General features: G+C 42.8%; 22 protein-coding genes and 1 tRNA gene. 13 read left to right on the forward strand and 10 right to left on the reverse strand.

From position 1 onward, the window contains the following. Positions 1–23 precede the first annotated feature (23 nt). Genes ABS301_RS24780 through ABS301_RS24790 form a run of 3 tightly spaced genes read left to right on the forward strand, consistent with a single transcriptional unit; the run spans position 24 to position 4113 of the window. Complete coding sequence (locus ABS301_RS24780) at positions 24–2078, forward strand: DNA topoisomerase (protein WP_349674729.1); 2055 nt, start codon at positions 24–26, stop codon at positions 2076–2078. 12 nt (positions 2079–2090) lie between these two features. After that, on the forward strand, positions 2091–2774 hold the full coding sequence (locus tag ABS301_RS24785; RefSeq protein WP_104436119.1) for an LbetaH domain-containing protein: 684 nt from the start codon (positions 2091–2093) through the stop codon (positions 2772–2774). 7 nt (positions 2775–2781) lie between these two features. Then, on the forward strand, positions 2782–4113 hold the full coding sequence (locus tag ABS301_RS24790; protein WP_349674730.1) for a sodium-dependent transporter: 1332 nt from the start codon (positions 2782–2784) through the stop codon (positions 4111–4113). A gap of 72 nt (positions 4114–4185) precedes the next feature. On the opposite strand, the gene upp is transcribed toward ABS301_RS24790, so the two are convergent. From upp to ABS301_RS24835, 9 genes are all read right to left on the reverse strand, one after another. After that, on the reverse strand, positions 4186–4815 hold the full coding sequence (upp, locus tag ABS301_RS24795; RefSeq protein WP_097006321.1) for a uracil phosphoribosyltransferase: 630 nt from the start codon (positions 4813–4815) through the stop codon (positions 4186–4188). 30 nt (positions 4816–4845) lie between these two features. After that, entirely contained in the window at positions 4846–6171 is a 1326-nt protein-coding gene (locus tag ABS301_RS24800) for a uracil-xanthine permease family protein (protein WP_349674731.1), read from the reverse strand. 72 nt (positions 6172–6243) lie between these two features. Next, complete coding sequence (locus ABS301_RS24805) at positions 6244–7041, reverse strand: polysaccharide deacetylase family protein (protein WP_349674732.1); 798 nt, start codon at positions 7039–7041, stop codon at positions 6244–6246. A gap of 203 nt (positions 7042–7244) precedes the next feature. Then, positions 7245–7327 (reverse strand) — tRNA-Leu (locus ABS301_RS24810). 191 nt (positions 7328–7518) lie between these two features. After that, positions 7519–8511 carry a CgeB family protein gene (locus ABS301_RS24815; protein WP_349674733.1) on the reverse strand — a complete coding sequence of 331 codons (993 nt, stop codon included), beginning with the start codon at positions 8509–8511 and terminating at the stop codon, positions 7519–7521. After that, the gene (locus ABS301_RS24820; protein WP_349674734.1) at positions 8512–9345 is read right to left on the reverse strand and encodes a hypothetical protein; all 834 of its coding nucleotides are present in this window, start codon (positions 9343–9345) and stop codon (positions 8512–8514) included. A gap of 10 nt (positions 9346–9355) precedes the next feature. After that, complete coding sequence (gene wecB, locus ABS301_RS24825; RefSeq protein ID WP_349674735.1) at positions 9356–10486, reverse strand: non-hydrolyzing UDP-N-acetylglucosamine 2-epimerase; 1131 nt, start codon at positions 10484–10486, stop codon at positions 9356–9358. Positions 10487–10489: 3 nt separating this feature from the next. Further along, positions 10490–11620: a polysaccharide biosynthesis C-terminal domain-containing protein gene (locus ABS301_RS24830; protein ID WP_349674736.1), complete on the reverse strand. Its 1131-nt coding sequence runs from the start codon at positions 11618–11620 to the stop codon at positions 10490–10492. Next, positions 11617–12633, reverse strand: a complete 1017-nt coding sequence (locus tag ABS301_RS24835; protein WP_349674737.1) for a polysaccharide biosynthesis protein — start codon at positions 12631–12633, stop codon at positions 11617–11619. Before ABS301_RS24835 ends, ABS301_RS24830 begins: the two co-directional genes overlap by 4 nt. A 199-nt stretch (positions 12634–12832) precedes the next feature. On the opposite strand from ABS301_RS24835, the gene ABS301_RS24840 reads away from it, so the two are divergent. The 9 genes from ABS301_RS24840 (at position 12833) to ABS301_RS24880 (ending at position 20948) form a co-directional block, all read left to right on the forward strand. After that, on the forward strand, positions 12833–13183 hold the full coding sequence (locus ABS301_RS24840) for an anti-sigma factor family protein (RefSeq protein WP_349674738.1): 351 nt from the start codon (positions 12833–12835) through the stop codon (positions 13181–13183). Positions 13184–13191: 8 nt separating this feature from the next. Continuing rightward, a complete protein-coding gene (gene polA, locus ABS301_RS24845; RefSeq protein ID WP_349674739.1) occupies positions 13192–15723 on the forward strand; it encodes a DNA polymerase I in 2532 nt (843 codons plus the stop codon). A gap of 16 nt (positions 15724–15739) precedes the next feature. After that, positions 15740–16321, forward strand: coding sequence for a dephospho-CoA kinase (gene coaE / locus ABS301_RS24850; protein ID WP_349674740.1), 582 nt, complete (start codon positions 15740–15742; stop codon positions 16319–16321). Between the two features lie 6 nt (positions 16322–16327). After that, positions 16328–17125: an MBL fold metallo-hydrolase gene (locus ABS301_RS24855; RefSeq protein ID WP_349674741.1), complete on the forward strand. Its 798-nt coding sequence runs from the start codon at positions 16328–16330 to the stop codon at positions 17123–17125. A 14-nt stretch (positions 17126–17139) separates the two neighbouring features. Next, positions 17140–17412 carry an ACT domain-containing protein gene (locus tag ABS301_RS24860; protein WP_104436132.1) on the forward strand — a complete coding sequence of 91 codons (273 nt, stop codon included), beginning with the start codon at positions 17140–17142 and terminating at the stop codon, positions 17410–17412. A gap of 39 nt (positions 17413–17451) precedes the next feature. Beyond that, on the forward strand, positions 17452–18816 hold the full coding sequence (locus tag ABS301_RS24865) for a PFL family protein (RefSeq protein ID WP_349674742.1): 1365 nt from the start codon (positions 17452–17454) through the stop codon (positions 18814–18816). A gap of 2 nt (positions 18817–18818) precedes the next feature. Next, positions 18819–19985: a class I SAM-dependent methyltransferase gene (locus ABS301_RS24870; protein ID WP_349674743.1), complete on the forward strand. Its 1167-nt coding sequence runs from the start codon at positions 18819–18821 to the stop codon at positions 19983–19985. 75 nt (positions 19986–20060) lie between these two features. After that, the gene (locus tag ABS301_RS24875; RefSeq protein ID WP_104436135.1) at positions 20061–20405 is read left to right on the forward strand and encodes a phenylpyruvate tautomerase MIF-related protein; all 345 of its coding nucleotides are present in this window, start codon (positions 20061–20063) and stop codon (positions 20403–20405) included. 36 nt (positions 20406–20441) lie between these two features. Beyond that, positions 20442–20948: an NUDIX hydrolase gene (locus ABS301_RS24880; RefSeq protein ID WP_349674744.1), complete on the forward strand. Its 507-nt coding sequence runs from the start codon at positions 20442–20444 to the stop codon at positions 20946–20948. On the opposite strand, the gene ABS301_RS24885 is transcribed toward ABS301_RS24880, so the two are convergent. Next, positions 20943–22208 (reverse strand): tRNA(Met) cytidine acetate ligase, encoded by a 1266-nt coding sequence (locus ABS301_RS24885; protein WP_349674745.1) that lies wholly within the window; start codon positions 22206–22208, stop codon positions 20943–20945. The two genes, ABS301_RS24880 and ABS301_RS24885, sit on opposite strands and share 6 nt — an antisense overlap. A 162-nt stretch (positions 22209–22370) precedes the next feature. Between ABS301_RS24885 and pduL the strand changes: the two genes are divergently transcribed. Further along, the gene (gene pduL, locus ABS301_RS24890; RefSeq protein WP_349674746.1) at positions 22371–22940 is read left to right on the forward strand and encodes a phosphate propanoyltransferase; all 570 of its coding nucleotides are present in this window, start codon (positions 22371–22373) and stop codon (positions 22938–22940) included. Positions 22941–22945: the final 5 nt, after the last annotated feature.

The raw sequence follows: 22945 nt of genomic DNA on the forward strand, positions 1-22945 counted from the left end.
ATCACAAAGCAGTAGGGAGTTATATGTCTAAATCGTTATACATTGCAGAAAAACCAAGTGTGGCTCAGGAGTTTGCAAATGCGCTTAAGATTAACGCAAAACGCAGCAACGGATACATAGAAGCAGATCAGGTGATTATTACCTGGTGCGTGGGACATCTGGTTACTATGAGCTATCCGGAATGTTATGATCCCAGATATAAGCGATGGAGCTTAGCCACCCTGCCGTTTCTTCCAAAAGAATTTAAATATGAAGTAATTCCAAGTGCAGCCAGACAGTTTGAAGTTGTGAGCAGTCTGCTAAACCGCCCTGACGTGGATACAATCTATGTTTGTACTGACTCCGGAAGAGAAGGAGAATACATATACAGGCTGGTTGCCCAGATGGCGGGGGTGAATGATAAAAAGCAGAAGAGAGTCTGGATTGATTCCCAAACGGAAGAGGAAATTTTAAGAGGCATACGGGAAGCAAAAGATGAGGCGGAATATGATAATCTTTCGGCTTCTGCGTATCTGCGTGCAAAAGAAGATTATCTTATGGGAATTAATTTTTCCCGTTTGCTTACACTAAGATATGGACAGAATATTTCAAATTATTTAAAGAGCGGGAAGAATACTGTTATTTCCGTTGGCAGGGTCATGACCTGTGTAATGGGAATGGCGGTGCGGAGAGAACGGGAGATCAGAGACTTTGTAAAGACTCCGTTTTACCGGGTTATCGGTACGTTTACCAGAGAAGATCTGGATTTTGACGGTGAATGGAAGAGCGCTCCGGGATCTAAGTTTTATGAGTCACCATACCTCTATAAAGAGAATGGATTTAAAGAAAGAAAGCATGCCGAGGAGCTGATAGGGATACTTTCTGCATCAGATCCCATGGAGACAGTTGTTGCATCAATTGAGAAAAAGAAGGAAACAAAGAATCCGCCCCTGCTTTACAATCTGGCTGAACTTCAAAATGACTGTTCTAAGATGTTTAAGATCAGTCCTGATGAGACTCTAAAGGTAGTTCAGGAGCTTTATGAGAAGAAGATGGTCACTTACCCCAGAACAGATGCCAGAGTTCTTTCCACTGCAGTGGCAAAGGAGATCTATAAGAACATCAGTGGTCTGAAAGGCTTTGAACCTTTAAAGGGTGCAGCAGAGGAAGTGTTAAACAGTGGATCCTACAAATCAATTGATAAAACAAGATATGTCAATGATAAGCAGATTACGGACCATTATGCCATCGTACCCACTGGTCAGGGTCTGTCCTCGTTAAGAGGCTTATCACCCCTTGCGGCTAAGGTTTATGAAGTGATTGCAAGAAGGTTTTTAAGTGTTTTCTATCCGCCGGCCATTTATCAAAAGTATGCGCTTGAGCTGGTTGCAGAAAAAGAGCACTTTTATTCCAACTTCCGGGTAATGCTGGAAGAGGGATACTTAAAAGTAGCAGATGGTTCCGGCAGCAAGAAAAAAGCAGAGGAAAAGACGGAAGAATCTCTCCCTGACAGTGAAAATCAGGATGAGAATAATTCTGAAACGTCACAGAAGCAAATGGACAATCCAGCTTTTATTGCCATGCTTGGTTCATTGAAAAAGGGAATGCAGCTGCCTGTTAAAAAGCTGATTATCAAAGAAGGTGAGACCTCTCCGCCAAAGCGCTATACATCAGGATCCATGATTCTTGCTATGGAGAATGCGGGTCAGTTAATTGAAGATGAAGAACTCCGTGCCCAGATTAAGGGTAGTGGTATCGGAACCAGTGCCACGAGAGCAGAGATATTAAAAAAGCTTTTTAATATAGAATACCTTTCTTTAAATACCAAGACCCAGGTGATAATGCCTACGCTGTTAGGAGAGATGATTTATGATGTAGTGAATGCCTCCATAAAACAGCTTCTTAATCCGGAACTGACAGCCAGTTGGGAAAAGGGATTAACTTATGTCTCAGAGGGAAGCATAACCTCAGAAGAATATATGCAGAAACTGGAGAATTTTGTTGCCGGACGTACCGCTTGGGTACTGAAGCTGAATAATCATTATGATTTGCGTAATGTATTTGATGCTGCGGCAGCTAATTATAAAAAACAAAAATAGGAGATTATTAACATGAAAAAAGAAGATATGACAAACCAAGACTTATTTGATACCAATCATACAGTGGCCAAATTATTGTTTGAACAGACCACCTATCCGTGGGAAATTCTTCCTAAGATCAGCGAGTTTATCGTTTCTCTTGGAGAGCGTCTTCCAAAAGACGAATATGTTCATGTAGGAAAAGCAGTATGGATTCATAAGTCTGTAAATCTTCCGCCAACAGCTTGTATGGGCGAGCATGTAATTATCTGCAAGAATGCACAGATCCGTCATTGCGCATTTATCAGAGGCAACGCGATTATTGGCGAAGGCGCAGTAGTTGGAAACTCATCAGAAGTAAAGAATTCTATTCTTTTTGATGGCGTACAGGTTCCTCACTTCAACTATGTTGGAGATTCCATTTTAGGATATAAGTCCCATATGGGTGCATCCTCCATTGCTTCCAATGTAAAAACAGATAAATCTCTTGTTACTGTACATGCAGAAGATGGAGATATTGAAACAGGGCTTAAAAAGTTTGGTGCCATCCTTGGAGATTTCGCAGAAATCGGCTGTGGTGCTATTTTAAATCCTGGTACAGTGATCGGACCAAAAGCAGATATTTATCCGCTTTCCTGCGTCAGAGGCTGCGTAGAGGGTAATTCCATCTACAAAAAGCAGGGAGAAATCGTAGAAAAGAAAATTACTGAGGAATAAATAAAACATGAGCGAAAGTAAACATGCCCAGGCAGGAAATGAAAAATTCGGTTCAAGAATTGGATTCATTCTGGCTTCTGTTGGTTCCGCAGTTGGTATGGGAAACATCTGGATGTTTCCCTATCGGCTGGGACAATATGGAGGAGCTGCTTTTTTACTGGTGTATTTTGGTTTTGTATTTTTATTTGGTCTGGTTGGTTTGTCCGGAGAGTTTGCTTTTGGCAGACTCACCGGCACAGGTCCCATTGGCTCCTATGATTATGCTCTTAAGACGAGAGGGAAAAAAGGCGGTTCCTTTCTGGGTGCCATCCCTCTGATTGGTTCCTTTGGTATTGCCATTGGTTATGCCATAATAGTGGGCTGGGTGTTAAGATATTTATGGGGAGCATTGTCCGGTGTTATGATGAAGGGGGAAGCTTCTGAATATTTTTCCCAGGCAACTGGTCATTTTGGCAGCGTTCCATGGCATCTGCTGGTCGTTATAATGACGGTAGCTATATTAGCAGGCGGTGTATTAAAAGGCATTGAAAAAGTAAATGCAATTATGATGCCTGCTTTTTTTATCTTGTTTTTACTGATTGCGATCCGGGTATTTTTCCTTCCTGGAGCTTTTGAAGGATATAAATATCTACTGGTACCAAGGTGGGAGCTTTTGCTAAAACCGGAAACGTGGGTTATGGCTATGGGACAGGCTTTCTTTTCCCTATCCATTACAGGCTCAGGAATGGTTATTTACGGAAGCTACCTGGATAAGAAAGAGGATATACCAAAAGCGGCGGTTACCACTGCTTTGCTGGATACCGTTGCTGCTCTTTTAGCAGGTTTTGCTATTATTCCAGCTGTATTTGCATTTCAGATGGATCCGGCCAGCGGACCTCCTCTGATGTTCATTACCTTACCAAAAGTGTTTGAACAGATTCCAGCGGGTAGAGTTATTGCAACATTGTTTTTCCTTTCCGTATTATTTGCGGGAGTAACCTCTCTGGTTAATATGTTTGAAGTTTGCTCAGAAGCGATTCAGACACATCTGCATTTCCCCAGAAAAGCAGCAGTTGCCTTTGTTGGCGCAGTTGTTTTTATTATAGGCCTTTTCATTGAATATGAGCCATATATGGGGGCTTGGATGGATTATATTACGATCTATGTAGTTCCATTTGGTGCAGTGCTATGTGCCGTGATAATCTACTGGGTACTCAAAGATGAGAAGATCATGGAAGAGTTAAATAAAGGACGAAAAAAACCATTGGGGAATTATTTTGTTTTTACTGCAAAATACATTTATGTCTCCCTTGCATTACTTGTATTCGTATTAAGTATTGTATACAAAGGAATCGGTTGATCCTGTATTACATAAAAAACCTGTATTTTCATGCCTTGTTTCAGGCGGAAAATACAGGTTTTTTCATATTTATTATTTTGTACCGAATATACGGTCGCCAGCGTCGCCAAGACCTGGGCAGATATATGCATTCTCATTTAACTGACGATCTAAATGTCCTACATAGATCTGGATATCCGGATGTGCTTCATGAAGTCGTTTTAAACCTTCTGGAGCAGCAATGATGGCCATGAACTTAATGTGCTTTCCACCGTACTGCTTAATAAAATCAACGGCTGCAGTAGCAGAACCGCCGGTAGCAAGCATAGGGTCGGTAACAACAATGGTTCTCTGCTCAATCGGGCTTGGAAGCTTGCAGTAATATTCATGGGGCTCATGAGTTTTTTCATCCCGATATAAACCGATATGTCCTACCTTGGCAGACGGTACAAGAGCCAGGATTCCGTTAACCATACCAAGACCTGCTCTGAGAATCGGAACAACTGCCATTTTTTTACCGGCAATCATGGGAGTCATACAGGTCTCAATTGGGGTTTCAACCTCCACATCCTGTAAGGGAAGATCCCTTAATGCTTCAAATCCCATCAGCATGGCAATTTCTTCTATAAGTGCACGGAATTCATTGGTTCCCGTTCTCTTGTCTCGTAAGATTGAAATTTTGTGCTGAATCAGCGGGTGGGTAAAAACAGTTACATTGTCCATTAATAAATCCATAATAGTTTTAATCCTTTCTTAATCTCTTGCTGTGTCAGGGGTTTCAGGCAGTATCAGGTTCATAAAGACACCTATAATAACAGCGATGAAAAGACCTGAAATGTTTAATGTTACAGAACCGACATTTACGTTAAGCCCTCCAAGCTGGGCAAGTCCAAGTCCGAATACCAGGATCAGTCCAACGATAGTTAAGTTTCTGCTGTGTGTGAAATCCAGGTTAGACTCTGCCAGAGAGCGTATACCTACAGCGGCAATCATACCGAACAGCATGATCTCCACACCACCTTTTACAGGACCTGGAATAGTCTGAAGAATTGCGCCGACTTTTCCAAAAAGACCCAGAATGATTGCAAAAACAGCTGTCACACGAAGAAGCTTGGGGTTATAATTTTTAGTCGTTGCCAGAACACCTGTATTCTCAGAATAAGTAGTGTTGGCAGGTCCGCCCAGCAATCCTGCAAGCAGAGTGGCAATTCCATCACCCATTAAAGTGCGGTGAAGTCCCGGATCCTTAAGAAAATCTTTGCCTACAACGGTTCCGTTTGTAGTGATGTCACCAATGTGCTCCATGAAAGTAACGCAGGCAATGGGTGCGATGGAAAGAATAGCACCTAAACTGAACTTTGGAACAGACATAAAGGTTACGCCGTTAAGATCCTTTGTTACAAACGGGATATTAATCCATGATGCAGCTGAAATGGCTGAGTAATCCATATGGAAGATTCCAAATGCCCCTAACACAATGCAAAGGATATAACCAGCCGCGATTCCGATCAGGATCGGTACCAGCTTGAAAAATCCATGGGCAAAAATGGAACAGAGAATAACAACGAATAATGTGAATATCGCTATTCCCAGGTTCAGCCCGATAGCAGGTGTTACACCGTCAGCCAGACTTAAATTACCGGTTGCATCACTGAGTGCCGTGCCGGCCAGATTAATTCCGATGACTACAATTACAGGACCGGTCACAACGGGAGGGAAAATCTTTTTGATTTTCTCAGCACCGATGATGAATGCAATGTATGCAAAGATTAAATACACCAGACCGGCAAAAATAATTCCACCCTGTACTAAAGGTACGTTCTCAGGGATCACGGTTCCTTCCGGTCGGATAATTGCAGTAACCGCGGCCAGAAAAGCAAAGGATGAACCGAGAAACACAGGAACCTTAAATTTAGTACAGCAGTGGAATATTAAGGTGCCAACGCCTGCAGAGAATAATGCCAGCGATGGATTGAGACCTGTCAGTAAGGGTACCAGCACGGTTGCGCCGAACATGGCGAAAAGATGCTGAATGCTGAGCAGATAGTCTCGGGTTGTCAATTTTGCGTTGTTACTCATGAGAATACCCCGTTTCTTTTTATTTTTCCGTCCTATTTTATCAGAGAAAGGGATAAATGGCAACTCTTTTCGTTATTTTGTCTCAGGAGTATATTCAATTAACGCAAAATCACCCAAAGCATGAGCGACTGGTATGGAGACGATAATGACTCCCTGATCCTCATAGCTAAAGGATTCTGGAAATTCTGAGGCCCCTTTTTCCAACTGTTCTGATGAAAAATCTGCATTTTGAAAAATGTCGGTATATGTCTGTTCATCCGTATCGGTCCGCGCGCTCATCAAAGCTTCCTTAAGCTCGGGAGAAGTGTTGTAAAACTTACACTGATCAGACAGCACATATTGAGCCAGCAGTTTTGGATCGACGTAATCCGTCAGCCTGATGTTCTTACCGGTCTTTAAGTCAATGACGCTGGTGTAATAAACATTGGTGGGATGTGCAGCCCCTTCAGCAGAAAGCATGCCTGTGTAGGCAACGCTGATTCTGTTCCTGTCAGCTGAAATGATATCAGCACTGACAGTAAGAGTGTCCTTTGATGGATCAATGGAATAAGCATTGATAATTTCCAGTGCGTTGTCTTTTAACAGATTGTTGATGGCTTCTAATTTTGATTCATCTGCTAATTGTTTAAGAACCGGATATTCAATGGTCACCTTGTCATTCTTATAAACGTATATCGAAGTGTCTATTTTTGATTTGGGATCTGTGCTTAAACTGCCGGAACTCTCGGATTCATTCTGAACTTCTATCACAGACGTTTCGGCGGGGGCAGTTATTTCTTTACTTTTTGTTGTCTGAATGTCTGACAAATCTGGTTTTACATAATTTCGGTGACCGCAGCCATTAAGAGACAGAGATAGAAGTGCAGCCATGAAAAGAATATGACGTTTCGTAAAATCACCTCGGATCTGATTTGTTTTTTCTGAAGTTAGTATATCATAATACCATCTGGTTTTCCTATATTATTATGTAAAATTAAGGGAATTGTAGGAAAAATATGAAGACATAGAGAAAAGACTCCCCAAAGCCAGAATAAATCCGCTTTGGGAAGTCTTGCTCCCTGCCAAGGGTGTAGTGCCGGCAGTGGGACTTGAACCCACACGATGTTGCCATCAACGGATTTTGAGTCCGCCTCGTCTGCCATTCCGACATGCCGGCTTGCACTTACAACGTTCATTATTCTATCACAGGATTTTCCATTTGGCAAGTATTTAAATTGAAAATCAGCAAAATATATTCCCAGCATCGGGAATGCAGCAGTATATGAACCAGTAGGCTGTAAAAGTATTCTCCCTGTCTGTGGAGTTGGAGTAATTGAGTATGAAAGTATCAGGCAGGGAGATTAGAGGTTATAACCCTTTTTTATACTGTTCAATAATATACTCGGCCCGCTGTTTGTAGGTATGGTTCTGTACGCTCAGCGCCGCATTTTTTCGTATGTTCATCCATTCATCTTTGTTATTCTTATAGTATTCCACCAGTTCCAGGGTCTGTTCGGGGGAAGAAGACACAACAAGATCACGTCCCGGAGTAAACAGCTTTCTGATCTCATCATTGTCAGATGACAGCACAAAACCGCCGGAACCCAGTATTTCAAAGGTACGCTTGGTGATCGTCTGCTGGTGATTTTGTGTTACAAGATTGATAAAACTGCTGTTATATGCTGCGCAGGTGCGGTCATAGGGCATACCCCCATGATAATATATCTGAGGCGTATCCATGGCTAATATTTGTTTGATAAGGGGCAAATAGCCCGGGTCTCCGTAAAGCTGTACCTGGTATCCGTGTTCCAGAAGCGGTTTTAAGAGTATCTGCAGTGATTTATAGCGATAGTGTTCCGGATGGAACGGGTATATCATAAAGTAAGAATTTCCGATCAAATTAATAAATTCTTCTTTTGTATCAAGGCCTTCTATTGGATGATGAACAACCGGACAATAGGCGTAATACATCATCTCACAGGGGAACCCCTTTTTCATAATAAACTGGTGCATTTCAGGACACATGGTAAGCACCAGATCCGGTTTCGATGCATAGATGATATCCATTTCAATACCGTCTCCTGTTTTTGAAAGGAAATAGGTACTGGATATGCCATCGGTGTCCCAGTGGATATATTTCAGAGACTTAGGACGGTTACTTCCCAAAAATGACATGACATCATGTTTGAGCTCCAGAGGTGCCCCCATGGTGATAAGGAGGTCAGCGTCACAATTTGTTAAAATCTGATCCATCTGATTTACAGTGTTAGCCGTGATGACGGAGGCTTCGCAGCCTGCCTGCTTAAATCCCCACAGCATATCATCTGAAAATAGTCTGTTTCCAAGAATGAGTACTTTCATTTATTTATTCACTCCTTCCTGATAACGGGTTAAAAAATAATGTTTGTGCCAGGGACTGCCGTGCAATTCGCTTAAAGCTTTGAGCCCCATGGTGCCGTATTGCTTTACCAGGCCGTCAAAATTGTCTGCGGATTTACCGCCTGCTGTCATCCTCTGCCCGGCAATTTCGTGATACACCACGGAATTGTAATTGACTTTTGGATACCAGCCTCGTTTGGTTCCATAATAGTAGTAATAACCAAGAAGCATACTGTCATCTTCAAAGCATTGGCGTCCCTTTAGAAAAGCCGCATTATAGCCGCCTGTCTTCTTAAGTATTTCAGAAATGTGAATACAGGGATTCGTAAATCCCTGAACCACGCTGTCTGTCCGAAGTCCCATAAGAAATTCGTCGTATTGTGATAACTGCTCCGGCAGAGCAGCATTTTTATTTAAGAAGGGCATTGCCCCTTTTTTATCCACAATACCGCAGCTGACCAGAGGTTCTTCATTATTCTCAAGATAGGTTACCAGTGGGTCCTCCCAGTTATGAGAAAAGATCATGTCTAAATGAAGTTCGCTGATATATAGTGTATCCGGTATGTTCTCCCAAATGTATTCAAAGCATTTTTGCCGGCCAACTGTCGTACCTGCGTTAGTACCGTCCCCAATAATGTGATAATCAAGATTAAAAGCTTTTAAAAAATTTTTCAGATTATTATTATCCAGGTTCCCCTGGTTATAGATGACAATTGTTTTATAGGTACTGTTTTCCAGAGATTTTAAACAGCTGACGGCTAATTTCATATCCTGTTCCTGCCTTAACATGAACAGCAGAGTGTGCACAAGACTCATTTCATCCACCTCATATATTTTTTTTCCATACATTCTGATTGATTATTTTGGTGTAGCTCTCAATAATTCTGACTACTTTGCAGGAAACGTTGGTATCTGTATAATCAGGGACCGGAGCTATGGGTTCCTGATTTGCTCTCATGGATACGGACAACTCAAGCGCCTGCAAAATGTCTTTTTCATTTGTTCCTCCGATGACGACAGAACCTTTGTCAAGGGCTTCAGGTCTTTCCGTGGAAGTACGAAGAAGTACTGCGGGAAAACCGAGAATCGCGCTTTCCTCGCAAAGAGTTCCGCTGTCAGATAATACACAAAAAGAACTTTTTTGCAGCCGGCAATAGTCGAGAAACCCGAAGGGCTCCATGCATTGTACAAGCGGATCGAAGACAAAGCCGTAATTGTCAATCCTTTTCTGGCTTCTTGGGTGCACAGAAAAGACTACAGGCATCCCGTAGGTCTTTGCGGCGGCATTGACGGCCTGCATAAGTGAAATAAATGTGCCTTCCACATCTACGTTTTCTTCCCGGTGAGCGGATACGACCAGATATCGTTCCTGCTCCAGTCCAAGCCTGCTCAGTATGCTGCTTTCGCTGATTTTTTGCCTGTGGCTTTCAAGCACTTCAGTCATGGGAGAACCGGTGACAAAAATATGCTCTTTTGTAATACCTTCAGACAGAAGGTACCGCCTGGCATGTTCTGTATATGCCAGGTTTATATCGGATACGTGATCCACGATCTTACGGTTGATTTCCTCCGGCACATTTAAATCAAAGCACCGGTTGCCCGCTTCCATGTGGAAGATGGGAATCTTGAGGCGTTTCGCTGAAATGACCGACAGTGCTGAATTGGTATCTCCCAGCACAAGCAGGGCATCAGGCTTCTCCTTTTGTAAAATCCGGTAGGTTTCTGCTATAATATTGCCAATAGTATCCCCAAGTGTTTCACCAGGGCATGAAAGACTGTAATCCGGCGGACGGATCTCAAGATCATCAAAAAATACGTCATTTAAGGATTTCGCCCAATTCTGACCTGTATGAACCAGAATATGGTCAAAATACCGGTCAAAAGCTTTGATGCAGGAGGACAGTCTGATAATTTCCGGTCTGGTTCCCAGTATGGTCATCAGTTTCAGTTTCTTCATCGCTTACTCCTTTTTGAATGAATTATCATGAATTTCAGCAGGATATGTGTCTGGCTGCTCAGGGTCATAAAGCTGGCTGGCCCAGATCAGCAATACCAGGTCACAGCTGCCTGTATTGGTTACATCATGGATATAGCCAGGCGGAATGTCTACTGCCTCCAGTTTTTCTGATGATATGGGATACTTAAGGATATCCCCGCCGCCCAGTTTCTGAAAGCGCAGGATGCCGGAACCGTTTACGGCGATGAATTTCTCAGTCTTGGTATGGTGCCAGTGACCCCCCTTTGTCATGCCGGGTCTTGTAATATTTACGGATATCTGCCCCCCTGCTGTTGATTTAAGGCATTCAGCAAAAGCGCCCCGCTGATCCCGGTGTTCTTTAAGCGGATAGCAGAATTTGTCATCAGGCAGATAGCTTAAATAGGTGCTGTACAGTTTCAGGGTCAGTGGGTCGGCCATGTCCGCCAGCTCAAGGTTCTGCCTGCCTGCCCGAAATCCCCTGATGGTTTGTTCCAGTTCCCTGACCGTTGTGCGATAAACAGGTTTCGCCTGACAAAACCCGTTCTGTTTTATGACATCGCCCTGCAAAGCTGCTGTGAACCCCTGGAGCACATCATCGATATAGACCAGTGGGATTTCTGTATCGGGATCATCGATGCGTACGGGTAAACCACGGGCAATGTTGTGGCAGAAGGTAGCCACTACACTGTTATAGTTGGGTGCGCACCATTTGCCGAAGACCCCGGGCAGGCGAAAGATATATATATCGGACCCTGTTTCATACGCATATGCCTTTACCAGATCCTCTGCTTTCCGTTTGCTCAGGCCATAAGGATTATCAAGCAGCGCCTGTGCAGATGATGACATGAGCACAGGTGTATTTTTACCGCTGTTTTTCAGAGCCTTTAACAGCGTACTGGTAAACTTAGCGTTTTCCTCAAACTCTGAAGGATGCTCCGGTCTGTTAACGCCGGCCAGGTGAAACACGAAATCACAGTCTGCTGCATACCGCTCTAAAAGCTCCGGGCTGGTCTGTATGTCGTATTTAAAGAGCTGGCAGTCTCCCCTGGCTTCCAGGTGGACACACAGATTTTTTCCGATAAATCCGCCTGAACCTGTAATCAGTATTTTCATAGATGGTTCCACTCCTTTAATTCGTTTGCCACATAGCTGCAGCCCGACAACGTTTCTTTCAGTTCTTCTGGGGACAGCCGGTGGGTGTTATAAGAATTGTACTCCTGTATGATTCCAATATCCCGGTTACCGTCGCTAAAATATTTTGCATAGTTTAAGTCGCTTTCATCTGCGGGGATGCAAAAATAATCTCCCATATCCATTGCTGATGCCATTTCCTCACGGGTAAGCAGCGTTTCATGCATCTTTTCCCCCGTTCTTATGCCAATATTCCGGATTTCGTTATCGGCATGGAACAGGATTTTGAGTGCCTGAGCAAGATCGCCAACGGTAGCCGCCGGGGATTTTTTGACCATCCGGTCCCCGGATTTTCCATTTTCAAATGCGAAAAGCACCAGTTCAATGGCATCGTCCAGATTCATCAGAAACCGGGTCATATCCGGATCCGTTACAGTGAGCGGCTGTCCGTTTTTTATCTGTTCAATAAACAGAGGTATCACGGAACCCCGGGATGCCATGACGTTTCCGTACCTGGTACCGCAGATCACTATATTTTCTGCTGTTCTGGCTTTGGAGATAAAAGTTTTTTCCATCAGGGCCTTGGACATGCCCATTGCATTTATAGGGTAAACGGCTTTGTCGGTTGATAAGCAGACCACTTTCTTAACACCTGCTTCCACGGCGGCACTCAGCACATTTTCTGTGCCTAAAACATTGGTCTTGACCGTTTCTAACGGAAAGAATTCACAACTTGGGACCTGTTTGAGGGCGGCTGCATGGAAAATATAATCCACACCCCGCACGCAGTTTTTTACGCTGGTAATATCCCTTACATCACCAATTAAAAACTTTATTTTTTTGTTATTATATTTTTTCCTCATATCATCCTGTTTTTTTTCATCTCGTGAAAATATTCTGATTTCTCCTATATCTGTATCGAGGAGCCGATTAAGCATGGCATTCCCGAAGGAACCGGTCCCTCCAGTTATGAGCAGAGTCTTGTCTTTAAACATAAGTCACACAGATCTCCTATCGAAAGTTAAGTCAGTTATAGTATATGTTTGTTAACCTGGATTTGTTTTTTTGATCGTGTGCAATGATGGATACGATAGAAATCATCTTTTTGAACTTGCTCAAGCAGTATTTAAATTGAAAATCGGTAAAATATATTGTATGATAGTAAAAAGCTATGGTTAAGGAGGTGTCTGGGCGATGACATGTAAGGAAGCAGAGCGTCTGGTCATTCCATATATAAACGATGAACTGACAGATGAGGAACTAAAAGAATTTTTGGAACATACGCAGACCTGCTCAGATTGTATGGAAGAACTGGAGATATATTTTACCATAGAGGCTGGAATCATGCAGCTGGATTCTGAAACAGGGAATTATAATATCAAGGGAGCACTGGATGCGGCTCTGGAACAGTCCAGACAAAGACTTCAGTTCATTCAGCTGATAAAAATAGCAAGATATGCGGTATCCACCGTGTGCGTCATGGCACTTGTCATTACAGTCCTTCTTCAGTGCAGAATCTGGCTGCAGTTGGGCTTGCTTGGATAGGAGAACAGATGAACAGAAAAAAAACAGTACTGATTGACGGAACCAGCATGCTGAAAGAGGTTTATTATGCAGTTCCAGCCAATTGTGTAAAAGGAATACGCAATGTGGTGGTTCGTATTATAGAAGAAAAACAGACGGATTATATTGCAGCGGTATTTGGCAGTATAAATGAGAATGGAATAGCCGCCCGGGATCTGATGGAGAATGAAACAAAATTAAAGGAAACACTGTCTTCTTTAAAAATTCCTGTTTTTGAAAAAGAGGGGGCCCGTTCTCTGGATCTTATTTGTTCTCTGGCAAAAAACTGTGAGTCGGATGAAAAAGATGTTTCCATACTCACTGCAGATGAGAACTTTTTAATGATGGTAAGCCAGCATATCACTGCCTGGATTCCTGGCGTGGGAGAAGAAGGGGCAGAGTTAATAAACTGGACTGCGGAGAAAGTAAAGAAAGAGTTTGGTCTTGAACCGGAACAGTTAAAAGAAGTGTTTTCATTGGAACGCGGTGCAGGGATTGGCCGAAAAACTGCATGCCGTCTTGTTTCCCAGTATGGTTCCCTGCAAGCAATCTATGGGAAGAAAGAGGAGCTTGAGTCTGATCAGATCCGGGAAGCATTATCGAAGTATGAACAGCAGATCAGCAAAGAAGCGCAAATTCTTTGTCTGAAAGCTGATTATGATGTTCATCTGGATGAGGTCAAATCCATTGCAGAATCAGAAATTGCAGAAATTATGGATATGGATTTTGAGCCTGCGAGCTTCCCGGAAGAAGTGGAGGAGATTTCTTCTGATGGCTGGATGGGAAAAGCGATTACGGAGCTTGTTGATGCAGAGGAGATTTTTTCAAGATGTGCTGCAGGTATGAGCGTTGGTATGCAGGTGGCAGGAACTGACAAAAAAATCACAGCCCTGGCTTTATGTTTGTCAAAAGAGGCGTGCTGGTGTTTGATTGCTCAGGGGGATTTAACGTCAGAATACCTCAAAGAAAAGGCTGAAGATATGATTAGCCACTCAGAAACTATTACGGTTCTTGATCTGAAAAGCCAGCTTCCGTTTTTGAACGTGTCTGATGAAAAAACAGTGTTTGATGCTTCCCTGGCGGCTTATTTAATTGATCCGTTAAAAAGCTCCTATGAATACAATGAACTGGCACAGGATTATCTCCAGCTATCCCTTCCTTCCAAAACAGAGTTGTTGGGGAAACGTACGATAATCCAGGCACTTTCGGAAAATCAAACCCAGGCAGTAACCTGTATGTGTTCCATGGCTTATGTTTCTTTTATGTGCGGAAGCGTTTTAAAAGAAGGACTCCAAACAACTGAGATGGATCGGCTGTTTTATGAAATTGAAATGCCGTTAGTATATAGTTTATTTACTATGGAAGAAACAGGAATCCGCGTGGAGAGGGACAGGCTGAAAGAATACGGGGACAGATTAAAGGTCCGGATTAAGGAAACAGAACTGAAAATATATGAACAGACGGGTGAAACCTTCAATATTAATTCGCCGAAACAGCTGGGTGAAATTCTGTTTGAAAAGATGAAACTTCCAGGTGGAAAAAAAACAAAAACCGGTTATTCCACAGCAGCGGATGTGCTTGAAAAACTGGCTCCGGATTATCCGGTCATAGAGCAGATTCTGGATTACAGACAGCTGACAAAATTAAATTCCACCTATGCCGATGGACTGGCCGCCTATATTGGTACCGATGAACGGATTCACGGAACCTTTAATCAGACAATTACCGCTACCGGCAGAATCAGCAGCACAGAGCCTAATTTACAGAATATCCCTATTCGTATGGAACTGGGAAGAGAGATCCGAAAAGTCTTTGTTCCACAGGAAGGCTGTGTTTTTGTAGACGCCGATTACTCCCAGATTGAGCTGAGGGTTCTGGCTCACATGTCGGGAGATGAAAGACTGATCAGTGCCTATCAGCAGGCCGAGGATATTCACGCAATCACTGCCTCAGAGGTTTTTCATGTCCCATTGCCGGAAGTAACCTCCCTGCAGCGACGCAATGCAAAGGCGGTCAATTTCGGCATTGTATATGGAATCAGCTCATTTGGTTTAAGCGAAGGCTTAAGTATTACCAGAAAAGAGGCGACCGAATATATCGAGAAGTATTTTGAGACCTATCCAGGAGTAAAGCTGTTCCTGGACAAACTGGTGGCAGATGCAAAAGAAACCGGGTTTGCAGTCAGCATGTTTGGAAGGCGCCGTCCCGTCCCTGAACTGAAATCATCTAATTTTATGCAGCGTTCCTTTGGGGAACGTGTAGCGATGAATTCTCCGATTCAGGGAACAGCAGCAGATATTATGAAGATTGCCATGATTCGGGTTGACCGTGCTCTTAAAAAACAGGGTCTGCAGTCGAAAATTGTCCTTCAGGTTCATGATGAACTTTTAATTGAAACCCGGTTGGAAGAACTTGATCAGGTAAAAAAACTGCTGGTGGAAGAGATGAAGAGTGCTGCCAGTCTTGCTGTGCCACTGGAAGTTGATGCCAATGTTGGGGAATCCTGGTTCGATGCCAAATAATAGGATGGTGAAACGAATGAATGTAATAGGACTTACTGGCGGAGTGGGGGCTGGTAAAAGTCTGGTTCTCACCATATTAAGAACAAAATATAATGCAGAAGTGATGGAAGCGGACAAAGTTGCCCATGAACTGATGGAACCAGGAGAAGAAGGATATCTGCGGATAAAAGAAACTTATGGTGAAGCCATTCTTAATTCAGACGGCACCATTAACCGTACTGCACTGGGAAAAGTGATTTTTGACAATGAATCTGCCAGAGAACAGATTAATTCAATCATTCATCCCCTGGTGTGGAAAAGAATCAGACAAAAAATTTCCGCTTCCCAAGCCGGGCTTATTGTGGTAGAATTTGCAATTATGGGTGAAGAAGCGGAAGATATCTATGATGAGATGTGGTATGTACATGCATCGGAAGAAGTCAGAATGAGACGGCTTTTAAAAAACAGGGGCTACTCAAAAGAGCGTTCGGAAAAAATGATCAGAAGCCAGGCGTCGGAGCAGGAATATGCAAGGCGCTGCGACCGGATAATCGAAAACCATGGTTCTGTTAAGGATTTAGAGGATCAATTGGCGGAAATATTAAAAAGCAGGGGATAGAAAACGATGAGACTGGTAAGCATTGCTAGCGGGAGCAGCGGAAACTGCATTTATGTAGGTTCTGATACGACTCATGTTCTGGTAGATGCCGGAATAAGTAATAAAAGAATTGAACAGGGCTTAAATGAAATTGGATTAAAGGGCAGCGAGCTCACAGGGATTGTAATCACGCATGAACACTCGGACCATACCAAAGGGCTTGGAGTGCTGGCCAGAAAGTATGGAGTTCCCATCTATGGAACAAGGGAGACTCTGGAGGAGATTACCAAGCAGAAATATCTGGGAGAATATCCCCAGGAATTGTTTTGCGCCATTCGCCCGGATGTTGATTTTTTCGTTGGAGATTTAGAGGTCAAACCGTTTTCCATAGACCATGATGCGGCAAATCCGGTAGCATACCGGATACAGCATGAACATAAATCTGTTGCGGTAGCAACGGATATGGGGCATTACAACCAGTACATTATCGAGCATCTCCAGGGACTGGATGCTGTTTTGTTAGAATCCAACCATGATGTGAATATGCTTCAGGCAGGACCTTATCCTTATTATTTAAAACGAAGGATATTGGGAGATCATGGACATTTATCCAATGAAAATGCGGGACGGCTGCTGTGCTGCATACTTCACGAAAACTTAAAAAAGATTCTGCTGGGCCATTTAAGCAAGGAAAATAATTACGAAGAGCTTGCTTATGAAACCGTAAAGCTTGAAATCTCAGAGGGAGATAATCCATTTAAGGCATCTGATTTTTCCATAGCCGTTGCAAAACGGGATCAGATGTCGGAAATTATCACTATATAAAGAGGAGATGCACGATGAATAAGACGATTATTACAGTAGTTGGCAAGGACACAGTAGGGATTATAGCAAAGATTTGTACGTATCTGGCAAATAACCAGGTAAACATATTGGATATTTCCCAGACCATTGTACAGGGATATTTTAATATGATGATGATTGTTGACATCAATGAAGCAGCGAAGCCTTTTGGAGAGCTTGCGGATGAACTGGAACAAATTGGAGACGAGATTGGCGTAAAGGTAAAATGCCAAAGAGAAGAAATTTTCACTAAAATGCATCGGATCTGATTACTGCAGTGAGGCTTAAGAAAAGGATGGGTTATCGATATGTTGAATATGTTTGAAGTAAATGAGACCAATAAGATGATCGAGCAGGAATTGCTGGATGTGCGCACTATCACCATGGGTATCAGTCTCCTTGACTGCTGCGACAGTGATTTAAAAGCGGTGAATGAAAAGATTTACAACAAAATCACCACGGTTGCAAAAAATCTGGTATCTGTAGGAAAAGAGATAGAGAAAGATTTTGCAATTCCCATTGTTAATAAACGTATTTCCCTAACCCCGATTGCAATGATAGGAGCTGCTGCCTGCAAAACTCCTGATGACTTTGTTACCATAGCACAGACCCTTGACCGCGCAGCAAAAGAAGTTGGTGTTAACTTCATTGGCGGATATTCTGCACTTGTCAGCAAGGGAATGACAACGGCTGATAAAAATCTGATCTGCTCTATTCCAAAAGCTCTGGCCTGTACAGACCGTGTCTGCAGTTCTGTAAATGTAGGTTCTACTAAGACAGGAATCAATATGGATGCAGTTGCTCTTATGGGCAAAATCGTTCTGGAAACAGCAGAGGAGACCAAAGATAATGATTCCCTTGGCTGTGCAAAACTGGTAGTATTCTGCAACGCGCCGGATGATAATCCATTTATGGCTGGTGCATTCCACGGTGTTACAGAAGCAGATGCAATTATCAACGTAGGTGTCAGCGGACCTGGTGTAGTAAAACGGGCGATTGAGACCGCAAGAGGAAAGGACTTTGAAGTTCTTTGCGAGACCATTAAGAAAACTGCATTTAAGATTACCCGAGTAGGACAGCTGGTCGCACAGGAAGCATCCAAAAGACTTAACATTCCATTTGGAATCATAGATCTGTCTCTGGCTCCCACACCTGCAATCGGTGACAGTGTAGCTGAAATCTTAGAAGAGATTGGTCTGGAACGGGTTGGTGCCCCAGGCACAACGGCTGCCCTGGCTCTGCTCAATGACCAGGTAAAAAAGGGAGGAGTTATGGCTTCATCCTATGTAGGCGGTTTAAGTGGTGCATTTATCCCTGTCAGTGAAGATCAGGGAATGATTGATGCAGTTGCCATGGGTGCATTAAACCTTGAAAAACTGGAAGCAATGACCTGTGTCTGCTCCGTTGGTCTGGACATGATTGCCATTCCAGGTGATACTCCTGCCTCCACCATATCCGGAATCATTGCAGATGAATCCGCAATCGGTATGATAAACCAGAAGACAACAGCAGTTCGTATTATTCCGGTAATCGGTAAGTCTGTGGGCGAAACCGTGGAATTCGGAGGTCTTTTAGGATACGCTCCTGTTATGCCAGTCAATCAATACTCCTGTGAAAAGTTTGTAAACCGCGGAGGAAGAATTCCTGCGCCTATTCACAGCTTTAAGAATTAGCCATGGAACAGAACGATAAAATAGAAGTGACGGAAGCACTTAATGAATTTATTGATGAATATCTAATTCGTATGATCATCAGCAATCCGGTTGAGAAACAGGGAATGTCCAAAGTGAAAATCCGTCCTCTTAAGCAAAAAGATTTATTATTGTTTCAGGCCGAGGAGTTCATTGGAAACCAGGCATTTCATAAGAACCTGACAAAAGAGGAATGTGCAGACTATGTTGCAGATTTACTGTCCGAAACGTTTCGGCAGCTGGAACTGGAATCAGCAAAAGGCCAGGTCCGGGTTCTGATCAGCAAAAAAGGGGTTCCAGGTATTAAGCTGAAACGTATTCCCCCAAAAATTACAGCACTTCCTGTAGTAACGGATCACAACAGACAAAAAAATTATATATTAAAAGAAGGAACGCCCATACCATTTTTAGTTGATTTGGGAGTTATGTCGGAAAATGGAACCATCATAAAATCTAGATATGACAAATTCCGCCAGATTAACCGGTTCCTTGAATTTATTGAAGATATACTTCCCAGACTTCACAAAGACAGAGAAAATGTAATTATTGATTTCGGCTGTGGCAAATCCTATTTAACATTTGCCATGTATTATTATCTTCATGTGCAGAAGGGATACTCCATCCGCATTATCGGTCTTGATTTAAAGCAGACGGTAATTGACAACTGCAACCGGTTAAGCGAGAGCTATGGATACGAAAAACTCAGATTCTATCATGGAGATATTGCATCATACGAGGGCGTCAGTCAGGTGGATATGGTGGTTACACTTCATGCCTGTGATACAGCCACTGATTTTGCTCTGGCAAAAGCGGTTTCGTGGGGGGCATCTGTCATTTTATCCGTACCATGCTGTCAGCATGAACTCAACAAACACATAGAGAACAGTCTGATGGCACCCGTTTTCCAGTATGGTCTTATAAAAGAACGAATGGCAGCTCTGTATACAGATGCCCTTAGGGCAGAGATATTAGAGAATCAGGGATACAGAACACAGATTCTGGAATTTATTGATATGGAGCATACACCAAAGAACATATTAATCCGTGCTGTTAAGCAGGGAGAAAAGAAAAACAACCGAAGCCAAATTGATGAAATTATAGAATTTCTTCACGGAAATCTGACTCTTTATGATTTGTTTTACAAGGAATAAACTAATATAAAATAATGAGTGAAATTTGCTGTCATATATGTTATGATAGAAACAATAATGAAAGGAGGAAAATCCATGCCTTTTATTAATTCAAAAGTAAATGTTGCGTTATCAGAAGAAGAGAAAGAACTGATAAAAGATAAACTTGGCCAGGCAATCAGTCTGATTCAGGGAAAGTCAGAAAGCTGGCTGATGGTTGGTTTTGAAGATAACTATTCTCTTTATTTTAAAGGAAAGAACAATACGAAGCTTGCTTTTATAGAAGTTAAGATTTTTGGGCATGCTTCTGACCGGGATTTGGATCACTTAACTGCTGAGATTTCCAGAATTTTTAAAGAAGTACTTGGAATTGCCCAGGATAAGATCTATATTAAATACGAAGAAGCAGAGCACTGGGGCTGGAATGGAGCAAACTTCTAAATTTAACTGTTGACACGTCAGACAGGGGAGCGGCTTATGGAGCTTTGGGATATCTACGATGAAAACAGAGCGGCAACAGGAAGGACTCATGTCCGGGGAGTTCCGCTGGGAAAAGGGGAATATCATCTGATCGCTGATATCTGGACTGTAAATCACAGGAATCTGATTTTACTGACCAGACGGCATCCGGATAAGCCTTATGGTTTAATGTGGGAGTGTACCGGCGGTTCGGTTCTTGCCGGCGAGACCACAGTGGAAGGGGCTATAAGAGAACTTTGGGAAGAAGCTGGAATTCATGCTGAAAAAGCGGATTTGAAGCTGATTCACAGCATCAGACAGAGGGAACGGTTTGTGGATACTTATATTAACAGGCAGAATATCACCGAAGATGATCTTAAGTTACAGGCGGAGGAAGTTGTAGATGCAAAGTTTGTGACTTTTGATGAGCTTCTTGATCTGTGGAAGCAGGAAATTGTAGTTCCCAAATCACGGTTTCTTCTATATAAAGACAGAATTAGAGAATTTATCAATCCGCCGTCATAATATGACGACGGATTGTGTAAATTCATTTTTAATTTTTATATCATATTTAGCCTGTAATACTGTCTGATAAATGTGAGAACAATAGAAATCATGCCGGAGCATAGCGGCGGCTGCTCCCGTTAAATTGGTTTCTGCACCGGCAGTTTTGGCGATGAGAGGGATGCTCCCTCTCTTTTTTATTTCACCCATCAGGGATACGGATTCTTTTTTAAATCCCAGTATTCTGGCGTAAGGAGCATAGCCTGCCCGCCTGCCATCCTCCGCCAGCTGGCAGGTTGTCCCCAGCGTAATATGGAGCAAAGCACGGTTCACTCGAGTATAGGTGTATTGTCTGGTTTTTAACTGGTTGATCTTTTCTTCAAATGAATGATAATCAGGAAGCTGTTTTATAATTCTTGCAGCCAGTTCTTCTGACACATCGGAAAAATTATTAAATGGGATCCCTTCCATAGACAGCCTTAGGAGAGCGGAATTTAAAAGGAGACTGAAATCATCACAGTAGAGAGGTTTGCTTTCCTGTATTTTTATTTTTACCGGATCTGGTACATAATCGAAGACTGTGTTCTCCACCTCGTTGTAATGTTCTCCTGATTCCCTTAACGCCTTTCTAAGTCCGGTCGCCGAACAAAAACGATCGGGCATAAGCAGAGGATCGTGATAGCCACTTCCATTTCTTGCAATGGTCAAAGGTGTTAAAGAAGCGTTTTGTCTATAGATGGCCTTTAAATATTCAATTCCCAGGATGTTGTTGGGAGAGGCCAGAATCGAGGCATCTTCTTTCCCTACAGCGCCGCTGGTAACAAGTGCGGTGTTTCTTGCTTCTGGAAAAGTAGCCCCCTTTTTCAGCTCTTTACGCAACTCATCTGAATAAACAGCAGGTTCGTTGGCGAGAATAGTAGCAATAGCGGAAAGTTTTTCCATATCCCCGCTTTCACTGCCAAAACACACGGTATCAACTGCCCCCAGGCCGTTTAGCAATGCCACAGAGCAGGAGGCAAAGTCTTCCGCGCTTCCGGAAGCAAAAACAGAAGGAATTTCCAATACCAGATCGGCTCCGCAGGAAAGTGCCATGGCAGTCCTTGTATACTTATCATAGATAGCAGGAGCTCCCCGCTGTACAAAATCTCCACTCATGACTACCACAGCATATTCTGCATTTGACAGTTCTTTCGCTTTTCTGATATGATAGGCGTGGCCATTGTGAAAGGGGTTGTATTCAGCGATAATACCTACAGCATGCAATTTTTTCTCTTTTATCATAAAAAACGTCCTTTTTCTTTATTTCAACCTATATTATGCTATTGTTTCGCAAAAAATGCAAATTATTTTGTCACAACACTTGAAAATTTTCAGGAATGCTCATAGAATAGAGTGAGAATCAAGAAGAAGCATTGATCAATTAGAACAGGAGAATAGATAAGTATGAATTTTATCGTTGAAACATCAGCTCGTCATGTACATTTATCTCAGGAACATCTTGAGATTTTATTTGGACAGGGATATGAATTAACCAAGAAGAAAGAATTATCCCAGCCAGGTCAGTTTGCTAGCGAGGAGAGAGTTACTGTTGTGGGATCAAAAGGTGAGTTCAAAGGAGTGTCCATTTTGGGACCAGTCAGAAAATCTACTCAGGTGGAACTTTCTCTGACAGATGCCCGTTCTGCAGGAATCGCCGCACCAGTAAGAGAATCCGGAGATATTGCAGGCAGCGGACCATGTAAGATTGTCGGACCGGCAGGTGAAATTGATATCGCTGAGGGTGTAATTGCAGCAAAGCGTCATATTCATGCAACGCCTGCAGATGCACAAAAGCTGGGAGTTGAAAACGGCGAGATCGTTTCTGTGAAAATTGACACAAATGGCAGAAGTCTTGTTTTCGGAGATGTAGTTGTACGTGTAAGCGAGTCCTATGCTCTGGCTATGCACATTGATACGGATGAATCTAACGCAGCAGGCTGCGGCAGAGAACAGTACGGCGAAATTGTAAAATAATTGAA

Source organism: Lacrimispora sp. (genome assembly GCF_031982545.1).
GTDB lineage: Bacteria > Bacillota > Clostridia > Lachnospirales > Lachnospiraceae > Lacrimispora.